The sequence below is a fragment of the Terrabacter sp. BE26 genome (genome assembly GCF_041941675.1).
Classification (GTDB): domain Bacteria; phylum Actinomycetota; class Actinomycetes; order Actinomycetales; family Dermatophilaceae; genus Terrabacter.
In genome coordinates this window covers 3,354,206-3,370,140 of the sequence record NZ_CP090122.1, presented here as the reverse complement: position 1 = coordinate 3,370,140, position 15,935 = coordinate 3,354,206, and the positions used below count along the sequence as shown (strand labels likewise).

16 protein-coding genes are annotated in these 15,935 nt (G+C 71.6%); 7 read left to right on the top strand and 9 right to left on the bottom strand.

Annotated elements, in window-relative coordinates:
- Nucleotides 1-127: 127 nt before the first annotated feature.
- Both LQK93_RS15475 and LQK93_RS15470 read right to left on the bottom strand, forming a co-directional pair.
- Complete coding sequence (locus LQK93_RS15475) at nt 128-901, bottom strand: TIGR03936 family radical SAM-associated protein (protein ID WP_374968666.1); 774 nt, start codon at nt 899-901, stop codon at nt 128-130.
- A gap of 76 nt (nt 902-977) precedes the next feature.
- On the bottom strand, nt 978-1,751 hold the full coding sequence (locus tag LQK93_RS15470; protein ID WP_374968665.1) for a lysophospholipid acyltransferase family protein: 774 nt from the start codon (nt 1,749-1,751) through the stop codon (nt 978-980).
- 78 nt (nt 1,752-1,829) lie between these two features.
- Here LQK93_RS15470 and LQK93_RS15465 point away from each other — a divergent pair, with 78 nt between their 5' ends.
- The 7 genes from LQK93_RS15465 to LQK93_RS15435 all read left to right on the top strand — a co-directional run bounded on the left by LQK93_RS15465 (nt 1,830) and on the right by LQK93_RS15435 (nt 10,349).
- The gene (locus LQK93_RS15465; RefSeq protein ID WP_374968664.1) at nt 1,830-3,119 is read left to right on the top strand and encodes a hypothetical protein; all 1,290 of its coding nucleotides are present in this window, start codon (nt 1,830-1,832) and stop codon (nt 3,117-3,119) included.
- A 117-nt stretch (nt 3,120-3,236) separates the two neighbouring features.
- Nucleotides 3,237-5,891 carry a valine--tRNA ligase gene (gene valS, locus LQK93_RS15460; RefSeq protein WP_374968663.1) on the top strand — a complete coding sequence of 885 codons (2,655 nt, stop codon included), beginning with the start codon at nt 3,237-3,239 and terminating at the stop codon, nt 5,889-5,891.
- 98 nt (nt 5,892-5,989) lie between these two features.
- Nucleotides 5,990-6,793, top strand: a complete 804-nt coding sequence (locus LQK93_RS15455) for a DUF4129 domain-containing protein (RefSeq protein ID WP_374968662.1) — start codon at nt 5,990-5,992, stop codon at nt 6,791-6,793.
- Nucleotides 6,794-6,852: 59 nt separating this feature from the next.
- A complete protein-coding gene (locus tag LQK93_RS15450; RefSeq protein WP_374968661.1) occupies nt 6,853-7,383 on the top strand; it encodes a hypothetical protein in 531 nt (176 codons plus the stop codon).
- A gap of 3 nt (nt 7,384-7,386) precedes the next feature.
- Nucleotides 7,387-8,388 (top strand): AAA family ATPase, encoded by a 1,002-nt coding sequence (locus LQK93_RS15445; protein ID WP_374968660.1) that lies wholly within the window; start codon nt 7,387-7,389, stop codon nt 8,386-8,388.
- 6 nt (nt 8,389-8,394) lie between these two features.
- On the top strand, nt 8,395-9,708 hold the full coding sequence (locus LQK93_RS15440) for a DUF58 domain-containing protein (RefSeq protein WP_374968659.1): 1,314 nt from the start codon (nt 8,395-8,397) through the stop codon (nt 9,706-9,708).
- Nucleotides 9,709-9,710: 2 nt separating this feature from the next.
- On the top strand, nt 9,711-10,349 hold the full coding sequence (locus LQK93_RS15435; RefSeq protein WP_374968658.1) for a hypothetical protein: 639 nt from the start codon (nt 9,711-9,713) through the stop codon (nt 10,347-10,349).
- A gap of 19 nt (nt 10,350-10,368) precedes the next feature.
- Here LQK93_RS15435 and LQK93_RS15430 read toward each other — a convergent pair whose 3' ends face one another.
- From LQK93_RS15430 to LQK93_RS15400, 7 genes are all read right to left on the bottom strand, one after another.
- Nucleotides 10,369-11,007 carry a hypothetical protein gene (locus LQK93_RS15430; protein WP_374968657.1) on the bottom strand — a complete coding sequence of 213 codons (639 nt, stop codon included), beginning with the start codon at nt 11,005-11,007 and terminating at the stop codon, nt 10,369-10,371.
- A gap of 58 nt (nt 11,008-11,065) precedes the next feature.
- Nucleotides 11,066-12,343 (bottom strand): ATP-dependent Clp protease ATP-binding subunit ClpX, encoded by a 1,278-nt coding sequence (clpX, locus tag LQK93_RS15425; protein WP_374968656.1) that lies wholly within the window; start codon nt 12,341-12,343, stop codon nt 11,066-11,068.
- 323 nt (nt 12,344-12,666) lie between these two features.
- Nucleotides 12,667-13,587: a hypothetical protein gene (locus LQK93_RS15420; RefSeq protein WP_374968655.1), complete on the bottom strand. Its 921-nt coding sequence runs from the start codon at nt 13,585-13,587 to the stop codon at nt 12,667-12,669.
- A 146-nt stretch (nt 13,588-13,733) separates the two neighbouring features.
- Nucleotides 13,734-13,988, bottom strand: a complete 255-nt coding sequence (locus tag LQK93_RS15415; protein WP_374968654.1) for an acyl-CoA-binding protein — start codon at nt 13,986-13,988, stop codon at nt 13,734-13,736.
- A 116-nt stretch (nt 13,989-14,104) separates the two neighbouring features.
- Complete coding sequence (locus tag LQK93_RS15410) at nt 14,105-14,758, bottom strand: ATP-dependent Clp protease proteolytic subunit (RefSeq protein WP_374968653.1); 654 nt, start codon at nt 14,756-14,758, stop codon at nt 14,105-14,107.
- A gap of 33 nt (nt 14,759-14,791) precedes the next feature.
- The gene (locus LQK93_RS15405) at nt 14,792-15,430 is read right to left on the bottom strand and encodes an ATP-dependent Clp protease proteolytic subunit (RefSeq protein ID WP_374968652.1); all 639 of its coding nucleotides are present in this window, start codon (nt 15,428-15,430) and stop codon (nt 14,792-14,794) included.
- A 216-nt stretch (nt 15,431-15,646) separates the two neighbouring features.
- Nucleotides 15,647-15,931, bottom strand: coding sequence for a hypothetical protein (locus LQK93_RS15400; RefSeq protein ID WP_374968651.1), 285 nt, complete (start codon nt 15,929-15,931; stop codon nt 15,647-15,649).
- Nucleotides 15,932-15,935: the final 4 nt, after the last annotated feature.

Genomic DNA, 15,935 nt, shown 5'->3' with positions numbered 1-15,935 from the left:
GCCGCGTGTGCGGCGGGACGGAAGTCGTATCGCTACACCCGAAGACGGTTCGCGCTGGGCGCGGCCCCGTTCTCGAGTGCCGTCGGCATCCTGGTCGGCAACCGTTTCGTCGTCATGACCTGGCAGGTCATTCCAGCGGGTCGGTCACCCTCACGCTTGCGGTGTCGAGCGGTCCCTGCGCCAGTCGCGTCACCAGGGGTGGGCGCGGAGGCTGCAGGTCGCCGATCTCACGCAGCGCGGTCACGATGTCGTCGGGGCGTACAGCAGGTGTGGTGTGCCGTACGACCATGCGCAGTATCGCACAGTCCGGTGTGTCTGCGTCGGACGCGCCCACTCGCGGCCGTTCGTCGCCGGGTCCGAGCACGCTGGCCGAGGCGATGGCGCCGCGGACGTCGAAGGTGCGCGGCCCGCTCTTCGTCAGGCGCGTCACCTCGGCCGTGTCGCGCTCGAGGAGCACCGCGACGGCCCTCTCGAGGACCTCCGGCGGCAGGCCCCCGAACTCGAGGACCCAGTCGCTGGCCTCGAGGCGGTCGGCCAGGGCGCCGGACGCGGCCTCGACGACCTGCAGGATGTCGATGCCCTCGGGGAGTGCCTGGTCGAGGGCCACCCGGACCGACTCCGGGTCGACGCGCTGCGTCACGGAGATCTCGAAGTACTCCGCCTCGCTCGCAGTCCCTGTCGCCGCCGCGTTCGCGTAGCTGATCTTCGGGTGCGGGTGGAACCCTGCCGAGAAGGCCATCGGCACATCGGCACGGCGGAGCGCACGCTCGAGTGCGCGCTGGAAGTCCCGGCTCGAGGTGAAGCGGAGCCGGCCCCGCTTGGTGTAGCGGATCCGGAGCTTCTGGACCGCGGGGTCCGGGGCCGGACCCTCGGGGACGCGCTGACGTGCCTGACGAGCCATGCGGGAAGGCTACCGGCGACCCGGGGGCGGCCGATCGCACCCGCGACCGGACGACGGGCGACGGGAGGGGTGGCCGTCAGCGACCCGGCCGGCTGCGAGTCTCGTCGGCCCGGCGTCGGCGCTCGGCGGTCTCGGCGTCGTCGAGGCGCGTCGCCTCGGCGAGCGTCGGCGCCGTGCCACCCATGCCGGCCGGCAGATACCTCAGGTCCGCGCCGGTCAGCGGCTCGTAGGCCGCCCGGGCCACCGCCAGCAGGTCCGCCATCACGCCCTTGTACTGCTGGGTCACCTCGTCCGGGTCGGCGTCCGGCGCGACGGCAATCGGCTCCCCGACGTGGATGATGATCGGGATGTTGGTGCGGCCCAGGTGACGCGGGTGCCCCTTGGTCCAGACGCGCTGCGAGCCCCAGATGACGACCGGCAGGATCGGCACGCCGGCCTCGACGGCCATGCGGGCAGCGCCCGTCTTGAACTCCTTGAGCTCGAACGAGCGAGAGATCGTCGCCTCCGGGAAGACACCGACGATCTCGCCGGCTCGGAGCGCGTCGAGGGCGGCGGCATACGACGCGGCCCCGGCGGTCCGGTCGACCGGGATGTGGTGCATCCCGCGCATGAGCGGGCCGCTGACGGGGTGGGCGAAGACGCCGTCCTTGGCCATGAACCGGACGAGCCGGCCCGACGCCTGGGCCGCGAGCCCGGCGTAGGCGAAGTCCATGTAGCCGGTGTGGTTGACGGTCATCACCGCTCCGCCGGCGCGCGGGACGTTCTCGTCGCCGACGATGGTGAACTTCAGCCCCTGCATCGCGAACACCGCGCGGGCGAATCCGATGACGGACGTGTAGACGGGCTCCATGGGGACACTCTGCCCTGCGTCGCTACGCTTCGGCACATATCGTGCGCGGACCCGCCGTGCCGACGGACAGGGGAGCACGTGGGCACGACCCTCGCAGTGGCCGTGCCGTGTGCCGTCGCCATGCCGTATGCCGTCACGCGGACCCTCGTGGACCGGGACGCCTTCGTCGGGGCCTGCCTGCTCGGGCTCGTCCCGCTGCTGCTCGCCGGGCTCGTCGTGCTCGCCAAGTGGTGGCGGGCGCGTGACGAGATGTTCGATGACGTGACCCCGGGTGTGCTGCCCACGGACCCGGCGAACGCGCCGCGCCACCGCGTGCGCGGCGGCGAGTGGTCGGGCACGGTCGCCCCCGCCTTCGCGCCTCCGCGGGCCGTGCGACCCGGAGTCGTCGGCACGGTCGTCGACGGTGTGGCCGACCCACACGACGTCAGCGCGACCCTGCTCGACCTGGCCGTACGTGGCTGGTTCCACATCGTCGAGACGGACGGCCGCGAGGACACGCACGCACGTGACTGGGAGCTGCGGCGCGCGGCCTGCCCGCCGGACGAGACCCCCACCGCGTTCGAGCGGCTGCTCCTCGACCGCATCTTCGAGGGTCGCGACCGCGTCCGCCTCTCGGCGCTGAAGGGCTCGTTCGCGCTGACCATGCGCGAGGCGCAGATCGGGCTCTACCGGGAGGTGGTCGAGCGCGGCTGGTACGCCCGCCACCCCCGGGCCCGCAACGGCCGGACCCGCGCGGTGGGACTCGCCGTCCTCGTGCCTCTCGTGCTCGTCACCGCCGTCGTCGTCGCCGCCGGCCTGGCCGAGGCGCACGACTGGTCGCTGACCCCGGTCCTCGTCGGTCTCGTGGCGGCCCTCGTCGTCCTCGCCCGGTGGGGCGGGGCACGCACGCCGCGCACCGCCGAGGGCACGGCACTGAGGATCCAGGCGCTGGGCTTTCGCGACTACCTCGCCACCGCGGAGGCCGACCGCCTGCGCTACGAGGAGAAGCGCGCGCTGCTGTCGACCTACCTGCCGTATGCCGTGGCGTTCGGCCTCACGGCCCACTTCGCAGACCTGCTGCGCGACCTCGCGAAGGAGAGCCACTGGGCCGACTACGTCGACGGTCTGGACTGGTACGACTTCGGCGGATCCGGTCCGGACGGCGCCGACCTCTCGCTCGGGGACGCGCTCGGCGACATCGCGGACGCCTCCGCCTGGCTCACCGACCCGGGCGACGTCTTCGACGGGCTGGACGGATTCGTCGACGCGAGCGACGGGCTCTTCTCCTTTCCCGGGCTGCCCGGCTGCGGCGACGGCTGCGACGGGCCAGGCTGCGACCCGCCCGGCTGCGACCTGCCGGGGTGCGACCTGCCGGGGTGCGACTTCTGAGATCGACGCCCGAGGCGGCGCACGGAGCCGGCGACACGGCATACGCCCTCTTTGACCCGGCATGCGTCCCCGGAAAGCCGGTCGAGGGCATCCCGCGACACATGGAAGGATTGGCGCATGACTGACGCACCTGACACCACGACCTCGCGGATCCCCGAGCGGCCCTCGCTCGACGGCCTCGAGGAGAAGTGGATGCAGGTATGGGCCGAGCAGGGCACCTACGCCTTCGACCGCGAGAAGGCCCTCACGCTCCCGCGCGAGCAGATCTTCGCCATCGACACTCCCCCGCCGACGGCCAGCGGCAGCCTGCACGTGGGCCACGTCTTCAGCTACACGCACACCGACTGCATGGCCCGCTACAAGCGCATGCAGGGCCTCGAGGTCTTCTACCCCATCGGCTGGGACGACAACGGCCTGCCGACCGAGCGCCGCGTGCAGAACTACTACGGCGTGCGCGGCGACGCGAGCCTGCCCTACGAGGAGGGCTTCACGCCCCCGTTCGAGGAGGGCGTCGACGCCAGGGGCAAGGCGATCAAGGCCGCCGACCAGCGCCCGATCAGTCGCAGGAACTTCATCGAGCTGTGCGACATGCTGACGGTCAAGGACGAGGTGACCTTCGAGTCCCTCTTCCGCCGCCTGGGCTTCAGCCTCGACTGGAACATCTCCTACCGCACCATCGACGAGCGCTCGCGCGCCGTGGCGCAGCAGGCGTTCCTGCACAACCTCGAGCGTGGCGAGGCCTACCAGAGCGAGGCGCCGGGACTGTGGGACGTCACGTTCCAGACGGCCGTCGCGCAGGCCGAGCTCGAGGCACGCGACTACCCCGGCGCGTACCACCGGGTCGCGTTCCACCGCCCCGACGGCACCCCGGTCCACATCGAGACCACCCGCCCCGAGCTCATCCCGTCGGTGGTCGCGCTCATCGCCCACCCCGACGACGAGCGGTACCAGCCGCTCTTCGGCACGACGGTCACCTCCCCGCTCTTCGGCGTCGAGGTGCCGGTGCTGGCCCACCGCGCCGCCGAGATGGACAAGGGCGCCGGCATCGCCATGTCCTGCACGTTCGGTGACCTGACCGACGTCATCTGGTGGCGCGAGCTGCAGCTGCCGATCCGCTCGCTCATCACCCGCAACGGCCGGTTCCAGGCCGAGACGCCCGAGTGGATCGCGGGCGGCCCCGGCGAGGCCCTCTACGCCGAGCAGCTCGCCACGAAGACGACGTTCAGTGCCCGCGAGGCCGTCGTCGCGGCCCTGCGCGAGTCGGGCGACCTCGACGGCGAGCCGCAGAAGACCCAGCGCAAGGCCAACTTCTACGAGAAGGGCGACAAGCCGCTCGAGATCGTGACCTCGCGGCAGTGGTACATCCGCAACGGCGGCCGCGACGCCGACCTGCGCGCCGCCCTCGTGGCGCGCGGCGAGGAGATCGACTTCCACCCGGCGTTCATGCGCTCGCGCTACACGAACTGGGTCAACGGGCTCAACGGCGACTGGCTCATCTCGCGGCAGCGATTCTTCGGCGTGCCCTTCCCGGTCTGGTACCCCGTCGACGCCGACGGCGAGGCGGACCACGACCACCCGCTCACTCCCCCGACGTCCGCTCTCCCGGTCGACCCGCAGGTCGACGTGCCCGAGGGCTACACCGAGGAGCAGCGGGGCGTCGCCGGCGGCTTCGTGGCCGACCCTGACGTCATGGACACCTGGGCGACGTCGTCGCTCTCGCCGCAGATCGCCGCCGGCTGGCCCGTCGGCGAGGACGAGCGCCTGCGAAACGACCCCGAGCTGTTCAAGGCGGTCTTCCCGATGGACCTGCGCCCGCAGGCCCACGACATCATCCGCACCTGGCTCTTCGCCACGGTCGTGCGCTCCCACTTCGAGCACGGGTCCGTGCCGTGGACCAACGCCGCCATCAGCGGCTGGATCCTCGATCCCGACCGCAAGAAGATGAGCAAGTCCAAGGGCAACGCCGAGACACCTGAGGACGTCGTCAAGGCCAACGGCGCCGACGCGGTGCGCTACTGGGCGGCCTCGGGGCGCCTCGGGACGGACGCCGCCTACGACACCGGCCAGATGAAGGTCGGACGCCGGCTCGCCATCAAGGTGCTCAACGCCAGCAAGTTCGCCCTCGGCTTCGGCGACGTCGACGGCGAGCTGGCGACCGCCGTCACCAACCCGCTCGACCTCGCGATGCTCGCCGCCCTCGGCGACGTCGTCGACAAGGCGACCGCCGGCTTCGAGTCGTGGGACTACACCCGCTCGCTCGAGGTCACCGAGAGCTTCTTCTGGACCTTCTGCGACGACTACCTCGAGCTCGTCAAGGACCGCGCCTACGGCGGCCAGGGCGACGCTGCCGCGGCGAGCGCCCGGGCCGCGCTGCGCCTGGCCCTCGAGACCCTCCTGCGCCTGCTCGCGCCGTTCCTGCCCTACGCCACCGAGGAGGTCTGGTCGTGGTTCGGGCAGGGCTCGGTCCACCGCCAGGCGTGGCCCACCCGCGCGGAGCTGCCGTCCGGCGGTGACCCGGCTCTGCTCGAGTCCGTCGGCGCGGCCCTCGCGGGGGTCCGCAAGGTCAAGTCCGAGGCCAAGGTCGGCATGCGCGCCGAGGTGCGCAGCATGACGCTGGTGGCCCCGAGCGCGTCGGTCGCGCACGTCCGGGCGGCCGAGGCCGACCTCCGGGCCACCGGCCGCATCAGCGAGCTGGCGTATGCCGAGGGCGAGGCCGTCGAGGTCCGCGACGCCGAGCTCGTCCCCGTCGAGAAGGCGCCCGCCCAGGCCTGATGCGACCGCCGGCCGACCGTTGCCTCCCGATGTCCCGGGACGGCAACGATCGGCCGGCAATACCGCTGCGGGGAGCCGTGCGGGCATAGGGTCCTCGCATGTCGAGACGGGGGCTTGGCGCGACCATCGCGGGCGGTGCCGTCGTCATGGCCGCCCTGGTCGTCGCCGCGATGGGACGGCCCGTGCCGCTGCTGTCCCGCCCGGTGGATCCCGAGACGCGGACCCCCATCCCGACCTTCACGACGCTGGCGACGTCGACGAGCACGCCGGCGCCCACGTCCGTGGGTCAGGCGAGTCCCTTCGACCCCTCGCCGCTGCTGGTGGTGCTCTTGCAGGTCGTGCTCGTCTTCGCGGCGGTGGTCATCCTCGTGGTGCTCGTCCAGCTGGTGCGCTCGCTGCTGCGTCGTCGCCCCCAGCTCGAACACCACGTGGAACCGGACTTCGCCATCCCGCTCGTGCCGTCCGAGCTGCTCCGGACCGCCCGGGACCACCTGCGGGGGCTCGAGACCGGTGAGCCGCGCAACGCGATCGTGGCCGCGTGGGTCGGCCTGGAGACCTCGGCGGCCGCCACCGGCCTGCCTCGCCTGCCGGCCGAGACCTCGACCGAGTACACCGAGCGGGTCATCCGCGTGTGGCCCGTCGACTCCGAGCGCCTCGGCGACCTCGCCGCCCTCTACCGCGAGGCCCGCTTCTCGCTCCACGCGCTCGGCGAGAGCCACCGTGAGCGCGCCGTGGCCGACCTGGGCGTGCTGATCGCGGACCTCGAGCACGTCGCCGCCCAGCAGGCCGCAGAACGAGCCGCCCAGGCGGCGGCCGCCCATGCCGGCGCCCGATCCGACGGCCACGCCGACGGCTGGGGGGTCGGCCGGAGAGCCGGCCAGGCAGGGACGGAGGACGCATGACCAGCCGTCCGGACGGCATACGTCCTCGGCAGCCACTCCCCTCCGGGGGCGATCGCCCCGTGCCGACGCGAGTCGACGCGCTGCGGGCCACCCTGCGGCCGTGGCGTCGCCGTCTCGTCGGCCTGGTGCTGACGTGGATCGGCCTGTCGGTGCTCACCGCAGCCCTGGGCCTGGCGCCCGACGTGCCCGTGCTGCTGGCGATCCTGCTGGCCGTGGCTCTGCTGCTGTGGCACGTCATCGACCACACCGCTCCACAGCACGTGACCCTGTGGCCGCTCGTCGACGGCGACTTCAGCGGTCACAGCCGCGGCAACGACTTCCGTGTCACCAACCTCGCCGGCCGGCTCGAGGCCGCCGACACCCGACGCGAGGGGCGCGAGAGCGTCGTGCACGACCTCCACCTGCAGCTGCAGGTGCTCATCCGCGAGCGGCTCTTCACCAAGTACGGCATCGTCGCCGAGGAGGAGCCCCGGTGGGCCCAGTCGGTGACGCCGCCGGAGCTGTGGGACCTGCTCGTCGGGCTCCCGCCACCGGACCTGTACCGCCCGCAGTGCCTGGACCCCATCCTCCGACGAATCGAGCAGTGGTAACCCATGACCGAGATGAGCCTGCACCAGGTGAGCGAGCTGAGCGGCGCCGTCCTCGACGAGGTGGACCGCGCCGTCGTGGGCAAGCGCGAGTCGCTCCGGCTCGTGCTGTCCGGCATCCTGGCCGGCGGCCACGTCCTCATGGAGGACTTCCCGGGCCTCGGCAAGACGCTGGCCGCGCGCAGCTTCGCCCAGACCCTCGGGCTCGACTTCAAGCGGGCTCAGTTCACCCCCGACCTGCTGCCCGGTGACATCACCGGCTCGTTCATCTACGACCAGCGGGTGGGCGAGTTCGAGTTCCGGGCCGGCCCCCTCTTCACCGGGCTGCTGCTCGCCGACGAGATCAACCGCACACCGCCCAAGACCCAGGCGGCCCTGCTCGAGGCCATGCAGGAGAAGCAGGTGACCGTCGAGGGGCGCACGTTCCCGCTGCCGCAGCCCTTCCACGTGCTCGCCACCGCCAACCCGGTCGAGTACGAAGGCACCTACCCGCTGCCGGAGGCCCAGCTCGACCGCTTCCTCATGCGTGTCTCGTTCGGCTACCCGAGCCTCGACGACGAGTGGGAGATCCTGTCCAACCGGATGGCGCGCCGACGCGAGGAGCAGCAGCTGCAGCGCATCGTCGACGCCGACCAGCTGCTCGCGATGCAGGCCGCCGTCGAGGCGACCGTCGTCGACGAGTCGGTCGGTCGCTACTGCGTCGCGCTCGCCGCAGCGAGCCGCACCCACGGGGACGTGCTGATGGGCGCCTCACCGCGTGGCGCCCTCGGCCTGCTGCTGTGCTCCCGGGCGTATGCCGTGGTCGACGGCCGCGACTACGTCACCCCCGAGGACGTCAAGGCCGTCGCCGTGCCCGTCCTGGCCCACCGGATCACGGTCAAGCCCGAGCTGTGGATGAGCAACGCGTCAGGACGCAGCGTGGTGGAGAGCCTGCTGCGAACGGTCGCGGCCCCGTCCGCTCGCGAGCACCACGCCCAGGGCGCGGCCCACCGCCCCGCGGCGGGCTGAGCGCTCGTGCCAGCCTGGCGTCCCCGGCAGGTCGTCACCCGTGGTCTCGGCGGGTGGGAGCCCACGGCTGCCCACCAGCGCTCGGTGATCCTGGCTGCGTCCGGCGCGATCGCGGCCGTCCTCGGGCGGCGCGCGGACCTGCTCGTCATCGTCGCACCGCTCGTCGTCGCGGCGGTGTGGGGTCACCTGGCCCGGCCTCGCACGGAGGTCACCGGCGCGGCCCGGCTCGGCGACACGACGCTCCGGGAAGGGGCCGTCACGGGGCTGCGCGTCACCACGGAGCCGGCGCTGGCCGACGTGCACGGGGTCGTCACCGTGGCCCAGGCGCCCTGGGTGGAGCGCAAGCCGTCGAGCGGGATCGTCGAGCTCGAGGACGGCGTCGCCTCGCTGGGGCTCCGGTCGACCCGGTGGGGTCGCCGGCGAGTCGGCACCGTCAGCATCGCCCTGGCCAGCACGTGGGGTGCCTTCCGGACCGGGCCGGTCGACCTGCCCGACCTCGAGTCCGCCACGCTGCCCGTGCCGGCTGCCTTCGACGCGAGCGCGCCGACGCCCCACCCGCGAGGCATCGTCGGCCTCAACCGCTCCAACCGGCCCGGATCCGGCTCGGAGTTCAACACCATCCGGCCCTTCCACCCAGGCGACCGCCTTCGCCGGATCCACTGGCCGATCTCCATGCGCACCGGTGCACTGCACGTCACCTCCACGTTCACCGACGAGGACGCCCACGTCTTCCTGCTCGTCGACTGCTTCAGCGACCTCGGACCGCGCGAGGGCATCGACGGCCGGCCCACGAGCCTCGACGTCACCGTACGGGCGGCCGGAGCCATCAGCGAGCACTTCCTGCGCAGCAACGACCGGCTCACGTTGCGCACCGTCGGTGCCGCCGAGGTGCCGGTCCTCGGCGTCGGCTCCGGCACCAACCACCTGAGGCGCGTGCTCGACACCCTCGCGGCCATCTCCCCCGCCACAGAGCGCCGAGACACCGGCGAGCAGGCGGTGCGCGGCATCGACCCCATGGCGCTGTGCCTGGTCCTCTCCCCGCTCATCGACCCGACCATGGTGCGCCTCGCCCACCGGCTCGCCGCGCGGGGCATGACCGTCGTCGTGGTGGACACCTTCCCCGAGCACCTCGTCACCGACCCCGGCAACGTCTACCAGGCGCTCGCCTGGCGGATGCGGCTGCTCTCCCGCGACGCGGAGGTGCACAGCCTGCGCCTGCGCGGCGTCCCGGTGGTGCCCTGGCGCGGACCGGGCTCCCTGGACCTCGTGCTGCGTGACATCGCGCGCCGCGTGTCGGCACCGCGGATGGCCAGGCGGTGATCATGCACGAACCCGATGCGTTGCCCGACGCGACGCCTTCCGCCGTGCCCGACGCGACGCCTTCCGCCGTGCCCGACGCGACGCCGGCCGTCGTGCCGCCCGTCCGCCGCACGCTGCACTTCGGCGCGGGTCCCGAGTGGTCGCTCAGCCAGCTCGGAGCCACCGCGGTCGCGATGGGTGGTGTGCTCGTCTTCCTGGCGAGCCTGCACCTCGCCGCCGGTGGCTTCGACGGCCTGTGGTGGGCGCTCGTCCTGCTGCCCCTGCTGACCATGGCCTGGGCCGGCTCGGCCGCACCCCTGGTCTACTGGGCGCTGCTGCTCTACGGGTGGTTCACGCTGAGCCCCGCCGGCAGCTTCTCCTGGTGGTCCCTGCCGGCCGCGGCCGGGTGCATCGTCGCGCACGCGGCGACCGCGCTCTCAGCGTCGTCACCGCCCGCTGGCTCCTTCACCGCGCGGACGGCGGGCAGGTGGGCACGCCACACGGCCGTGGCCCTGCTGGCCGCCGTGCCGGTCGCGGTCCTCGCCGGCGTGCTGTCCGGGGTCTCGCTGGGGATCGCCCCGGCGGCATACGTGCTCGGCCTCGGGGGCGTGGCCCTGGGACTGTGGCTGCTCCGCACGAGCCCACCCGCCGAGCACGACTGACCGGTCGAGTGGCCCCGGGTCAGCGGCGGTCGCGCGTCCAGACCGCAGCCCACGGCAGGTCCCAGCCGGCGACGCCGAGCCGCCGCTCGACGAACGCGGGCTCCGGGAGGTCGACGACGGCACCAGCCGACGGCTCGTAGACGTCGAACGAGCGCTCGCCGGTCGGCGGCAGCACGAGCACGACATGCCGCGGCGCCCACGCGTTGCCGATGTAGAGCAGCGCGGGACGGCCGGCGCGCACCCGTCCGCGGAGGGTGGCATACGCGTGCTCGAGACCGCGTCGGCCGTGGTGGCGCAGCCACGTCACGCCGTAGTCGGCCCCCGGCTCGGCCGCGCCGTGCTGGAGCTCGCCCCGCGCACCCCACGGCGGGGTGCCGAGGGCACGCGGCCAGGGAAGCTGCAGCTGCCGCCCGGCGCCGACGAGAGCGTTTGTCCGGGACATGACCACCTGCTCGTAGGCGGCGAAGCGCTCAGCCGCGGTGCGCCGGTCGCGCGCCTCGCCGTCGCGCCCGTGCGTGGGTATGCCGTCACGGACCCACTGCGCGAAGGCTGGGTCGGCGAGCATGTGGGCGACCGTGAGGGACGCGGAGCCGCAGGTCGTCGCGGTCTGCTGCACGGGTCCCTGCTCGCCGGCCACGAGCCGGAACGGAACCGCCACGGTCAGGACCGCCTCACGCCCGTGATCCCGCGGTCACCGCGACGGGGGCGCGCACGGCTCAGGCCGACTCCTTGCGCGGACGCCGGGCGCGCGGCTCTGCCTCGCGACGCACGATCGTCGGGTTGACGTTGTCGAGGACGACCTCACGTGTCACGACCACGCGAGCGATCTCGTCGTCGCTCGGCACGTCGAACATGACGGGGAGGAGGACCTCCTCCATGATCGCGCGCAGCCCGCGGGCGCCGGTGCCGCGCAGCAGGGCCTGGTCGGCGACGGCGGTGACGGCGTCCTCGGTGAACTCGAGGTCGACGCCGTCGATCTCGAACATCTTCTGGTACTGCTTGACGAGCGCGTTGCGCGGCACGGTGAGGATGTTGACGAGGGCCTGCTGGTCGAGTGGGGCCAGCGTCGTCAGCACGGGCAGACGGCCGATGAACTCCGGGATGAGACCGAACTTCAGCAGGTCCTCCGGCATGACGTCGGAGAAGCTGTCGCCGAGCTCCTTGGGGTTGTGCAGCGGCTGGCCGAAGCCCAGTCCCTTGCGGCCGGAGCGCGACTCGATGATCTTCTCGAGGCCGGCGAAGGCGCCGCCGACGATGAAGAGCACGTTGGTCGTGTCGATCTGGATGAACTCCTGGTGCGGGTGCTTGCGACCGCCCTGCGGAGGCACGGAGGCCGTCGTGCCCTCGAGGATCTTGAGCAGCGCCTGCTGCACGCCCTCACCCGACACGTCGCGCGTGATCGACGGGTTCTCGCTCTTGCGGGCGATCTTGTCGACCTCGTCGATGTAGATGATGCCCGTCTCGGCCTTCTTGACGTCGTAGTCGGCGGCCTGGATGAGCTTGAGCAGGATGTTCTCGACGTCCTCGCCGACGTAGCCGGCCTCGGTCAGGGCCGTGGCGTCCGCGATCGCGAACGGGACGTTGAGCATCTTGGCGAGGGTCTGGGCCAGGTACGTCTTGCCGGAGCCGGTGGGGCCGATGAGCAGGATGTTGGACTTGGCGATGTCGACGTGGTCGTCGTCGCGCTTGACGCCCTCACCGGCCTGGATGCGCTTGTAGTGGTTGTAGACGGCGACGGCCAGCGACTTCTTGGCGACGTCCTGCCCGATGACGTAGTTCTCGAGGAACTCGAAGATCTCGCGCGGCTTCGGCAGGTGGTCGAGGCCGAGCTCGCTGCTCTCGGCGAGCTCCTCCTCGATGATCTCGTTGCAGAGGTCTATGCACTCGTCGCAGATGTAGACGCCCGGGCCGGCGATGAGCTTCTTGACCTGCTTCTGGCTCTTCCCGCAGAAAGAGCACTTGAGCAGGTCTCCGCCTTCTCCGATGCGTGCCACCGATTTGCTCCTGGTTCGTCGGCGCCGAACGCTGGGGTGCACCCGGCCGGCCCCGACCGGGGCCGACTCCTATTAGACGACGGCCGGGGGCAGCCCCGCTCGCGCAACGCCGTTTGTCCGCTGATGGCGGACAAACGACGGCCGTGTCACTCGACCGCCGTTCCACTCGAACAGGCTCCAGGATGCGCGTCCCCACACCACTCCGCCATGGCCGGATGGTCGCGGTCGAAAGGCCGACCTGGCCCTCCACGATCCATCCGCGGCGGGATGCGTGGGCTGACGAGGCGTCTTCGGCCGCCTGCAGTCACCGACCGCAGAACGCCTCAGGCGGGGTCGCGCCGGTCCTCTCGGAGGCTCGGGAAGTGGCGGCGCCACTCCTCCCTCAGCGGAGGGATCTTCATTCCCCGGTCGCTCATCGCCGCCGTGATGCGATGAAGGGTCTCGCCCGGCGTGCGGTGCAGGTCCTTGGCGATGAGGACCACGATCCGCCAGTCATTTCGGTCCAGCCACTCCCTTCGGCCGATGTCCGAACCCCACTGCCCCTGGGACTCCACGTGCTGCCAGCCGTCGTACTCGATGACCAGTCGGGCGTCCGGGAACGAGAGGTCGAAACGAAAGCGGACGCGGCCGTCGGGCCAGCGGACCTTGTGGTTGACCACCGGTTCCGGCAGCCCGGCCAGCACCATGAGCAGGCGCAACCGGGTCTCCATGGCGGAGTCCACGTCGGCTCGCACGAGTGCGGCGGCTCGACGGGCCAGCCTGCCACCGGCACCGCGGTGCTGTGCGGCGGCCTCGAGAAGCATGTCCGACGTCACTCGTCCTCGCCGCACCAGGGAATCACCCAGGACGACGAGGTCGACGAGCATGAGCTCCGCGGCGAGATCGACGAACGTCTGGGCCGGCGTCGTCAGCGGCAGGCCACGCCAGCGTGTGGTGCGCTTGCCTGTGCCCATTCGATGAGCCGAGATGCCCTCCACCTGCGGCCGCCGGTCGGGGCAGGCGAGATGCACCAGGCCGTCATCGGGCACTATGGCACCCCAGAGCCGTGCCGCACTATGGTGCGAGACGGTCGCGTCGGGGGCGAGGAGAAGGGCGGCCTGCGCGACGAGAGCGGGCGTGAGCTCAGCCGCCCGCTCGACGTAGACGTCGTGGAAGAGCCGGCGGAAGGCGGGTGTGCGCAGCTGCCAGTCCGTCACTCCTTGCGGTCGGCCGGACCGGCGGAAGGGCACAGCGGTTGTCGGCATGGACCGATGCTGGCGGCTCCCACCCGTCGCCCGCCGCGCTCTTCCACAGTCGCCGCAACCATCCCGCCACGGCGGTGGTGTAACGGGTCAGTCCGGCATCCCGCCGCAACCATCCAGCCGTGGCTGGAGGTCCGAGCGGACCGTGGTCAGGGTGAGGTGAGGTCGCGCACCAGCGCGACGTACTGCTCCTGTGCCGCTTCCTGCGAGGTGCCCGCGAACCTCGCCCAGGCGTCGTGCTTCTGGCGCCCGACCGGGTTGGTGAAGCCCGGCCGCGAACCGGTCACGTCACCCTCGGTGGCCTGCTTGTAGAGGCCGTAGAGGCGCAGCTTCACCTCGTTGCCGGGATCGGTCGTCAGCTCCTTGACAGCCTGGGCCGCCTGCTCGAACTCCGCACTCGCCATGACTCACACCTTCACGCTCGACGTCAGGTCCGCCATCATCCAAGCAGGTATGCCGAGGGCCGGGTCCCGGCGGAACCCGGCCCGGCGGCATACGTGCTCGACAGGCGAGCGGCAGGTCAGACCTCGAGGGAGGCCTTGCGCGAGGCGAGGACCTGGTCGATCAGGCCGTAGTCCTTGGCGTCCTCGGCGGAGAGGATCTTGTCGCGCTCGATGTCGGTGCGGACCTGCTCGGAGGTGCGGCCCGTGTGGTGGGCCAGCGTGTCCTCGAGCCACGTGCGCATGCGCAGCACCTCGTTGGCCTGGATCTCGATGTCGGAGGCCTGGCCGTAGTCACCGCCCGAGAGCGCCGGCTGGTGGATGAGGATGCGCGAGTTCGGCAGGGCGAAGCGCTTGCCCGGCGCGCCGGCGCCGAGGAGCACCGCCGCGGCCGACGCGGCCTGGCCGATGACGAACGTCTGGATGTCGGGCCGGACGAACTGCATCGTGTCGTAGATCGCGGTCATCGCGGTGAACGAGCCACCCGGGCTGTTGATGTACATGAGGATGTCGCGGTCGGGGTCGAGCGACTCCAGCACGAGCAGCTGGGCGATGATGTCGTCGGCCGACGCGTCGTCGACCTGCACGCCGAGGAAGATGATGCGGTCCTCGAAGAGCTTGTTGTAGGGGTCGGACCGCTTCATGCCGTAGGAGGTGCGCTCCTCGAACTGCGGCAGGATGTAGCGGCTCGACGGAGCGGGCACCGCAAGGCGGTTGGTGGGTTCGATGTTCATGTCTGTGCTCTCCAAGTCCTGTTCAGGCCGCGGTCAGTTCTCGCCCTTGGCGTCGGCCTGGCCGACTCCCTTGCCCTCGACCGCCTGGTCCGACCGGCTGAAGACGTGGTCGACGAAGCCGTAGTCCTTGGCCTCCTCCGCGCTGAACCAGCGGTCACGGTCGGAGTCCTTCTCGATCTGGTCGACCGTCTGTCCGGTGTGCTCGGCGATGAGCTGGGCCATCTGCTTCTTGACGTAGAGCATCTGCTCGGCCTGGATCTTGATGTCGGTGGCCGTGCCGCCGATGCCGCCCGAGGGCTGGTGCATCATCACGCGGGCGTGGGGGGTGGCGTAGCGCTTGCCCTTGGTGCCGGCCGAGAGGAGGAACTGGCCCATCGAGGCGGCCATGCCCATCGCGACGGTGGCGACGTCGTTGGGGATCCAGTTCATCGTGTCGAAGATGGCCATGCCGGCCGAGATCGACCCGCCGGGGCTGTTGATGTAGAGCCAGATGTCCTTCTCGGGGTCCTCGGCCGAGAGCAGCAGCAGCTGCGCGGCGATGGCGTTCGCGTTGTCGTCGCGGACGTCCGACCCGAGGAAGATGATCCGCTCCTTGAGCAGGCGGTTGTAGATGTGGTCGTCCAGACCACCCGGCATGCCGTTGCCGTTGGCGGAGGTCTCCGAAATCACCATGTCTCCATCGTCGAAGTAATCCAGCCTCTGCCCACGGGGGTGGCGCCGGCTGGCTCGTCACTGACCCTAACGCCCGACCCCTCGGGCAGATTTCCCGAACCGCGCCGTGTTCGCCGTGAGCGCACAAACCTGAGCCGGCCTGACGCAACCACCTGCGCCCGCACGCGCGGACCCCGCCTGCGTAGCAGCCGGGCAGGGATCCGCGGGAACGGTGGGTCAGTCGTTCAGGCCGTTGTCCTGCCCTGCGTCCACGGCGTCGGACTCGGCACCGTTCGTCTCCGGCGCGGCCTCGTCGAAGGAGCCGTTGCCCCCCGCCTGCTCGAGGGAGCGGTCCCGGGGCTCGGCCACCGGAGCGCTGCCGTCGAGGTTGCCGCGACCCGCGTCGTCACCCGAGGCATCCTCCACGGCGCTCTCCGTGTCCACGCTTCCCGAGCCGTCGGGGTGAGTGCTGTTGATGTCGGAGTCCGCCATGCCGGCGCCCGACTCGTCGATGTTGCTCATCCGT

What these genes read in the sequence shown, in the direction of transcription:
- LQK93_RS15475 (WP_374968666.1), bottom strand. Translation starts at nt 901, where the DNA reads ATGGCTCGTCAGGCACGTCAGCGCGTCCCCGAGGGTCCGGCCCCGGAC.
- LQK93_RS15470 (WP_374968665.1), bottom strand. Translation starts at nt 1,751, where the DNA reads ATGGAGCCCGTCTACACGTCCGTCATCGGATTCGCCCGCGCGGTGTTC.
- valS (WP_374968663.1), top strand. Translation starts at nt 3,237, where the DNA reads ATGACTGACGCACCTGACACCACGACCTCGCGGATCCCCGAGCGGCCC.
- LQK93_RS15455 (WP_374968662.1), top strand. Translation starts at nt 5,990, where the DNA reads ATGTCGAGACGGGGGCTTGGCGCGACCATCGCGGGCGGTGCCGTCGTC.
- LQK93_RS15445 (WP_374968660.1), top strand. Translation starts at nt 7,387, where the DNA reads ATGACCGAGATGAGCCTGCACCAGGTGAGCGAGCTGAGCGGCGCCGTC.
- LQK93_RS15435 (WP_374968658.1), top strand. Translation starts at nt 9,711, where the DNA reads ATGCACGAACCCGATGCGTTGCCCGACGCGACGCCTTCCGCCGTGCCC.
- LQK93_RS15420 (WP_374968655.1), bottom strand. Translation starts at nt 13,587, where the DNA reads ATGCCGACAACCGCTGTGCCCTTCCGCCGGTCCGGCCGACCGCAAGGA.
- LQK93_RS15415 (WP_374968654.1), bottom strand. Translation starts at nt 13,988, where the DNA reads ATGGCGAGTGCGGAGTTCGAGCAGGCGGCCCAGGCTGTCAAGGAGCTG.
- LQK93_RS15410 (WP_374968653.1), bottom strand. Translation starts at nt 14,758, where the DNA reads ATGAACATCGAACCCACCAACCGCCTTGCGGTGCCCGCTCCGTCGAGC.
- LQK93_RS15405 (WP_374968652.1), bottom strand. Translation starts at nt 15,430, where the DNA reads ATGGTGATTTCGGAGACCTCCGCCAACGGCAACGGCATGCCGGGTGGT.
- LQK93_RS15400 (WP_374968651.1), bottom strand. Translation starts at nt 15,931, where the DNA reads ATGAGCAACATCGACGAGTCGGGCGCCGGCATGGCGGACTCCGACATC.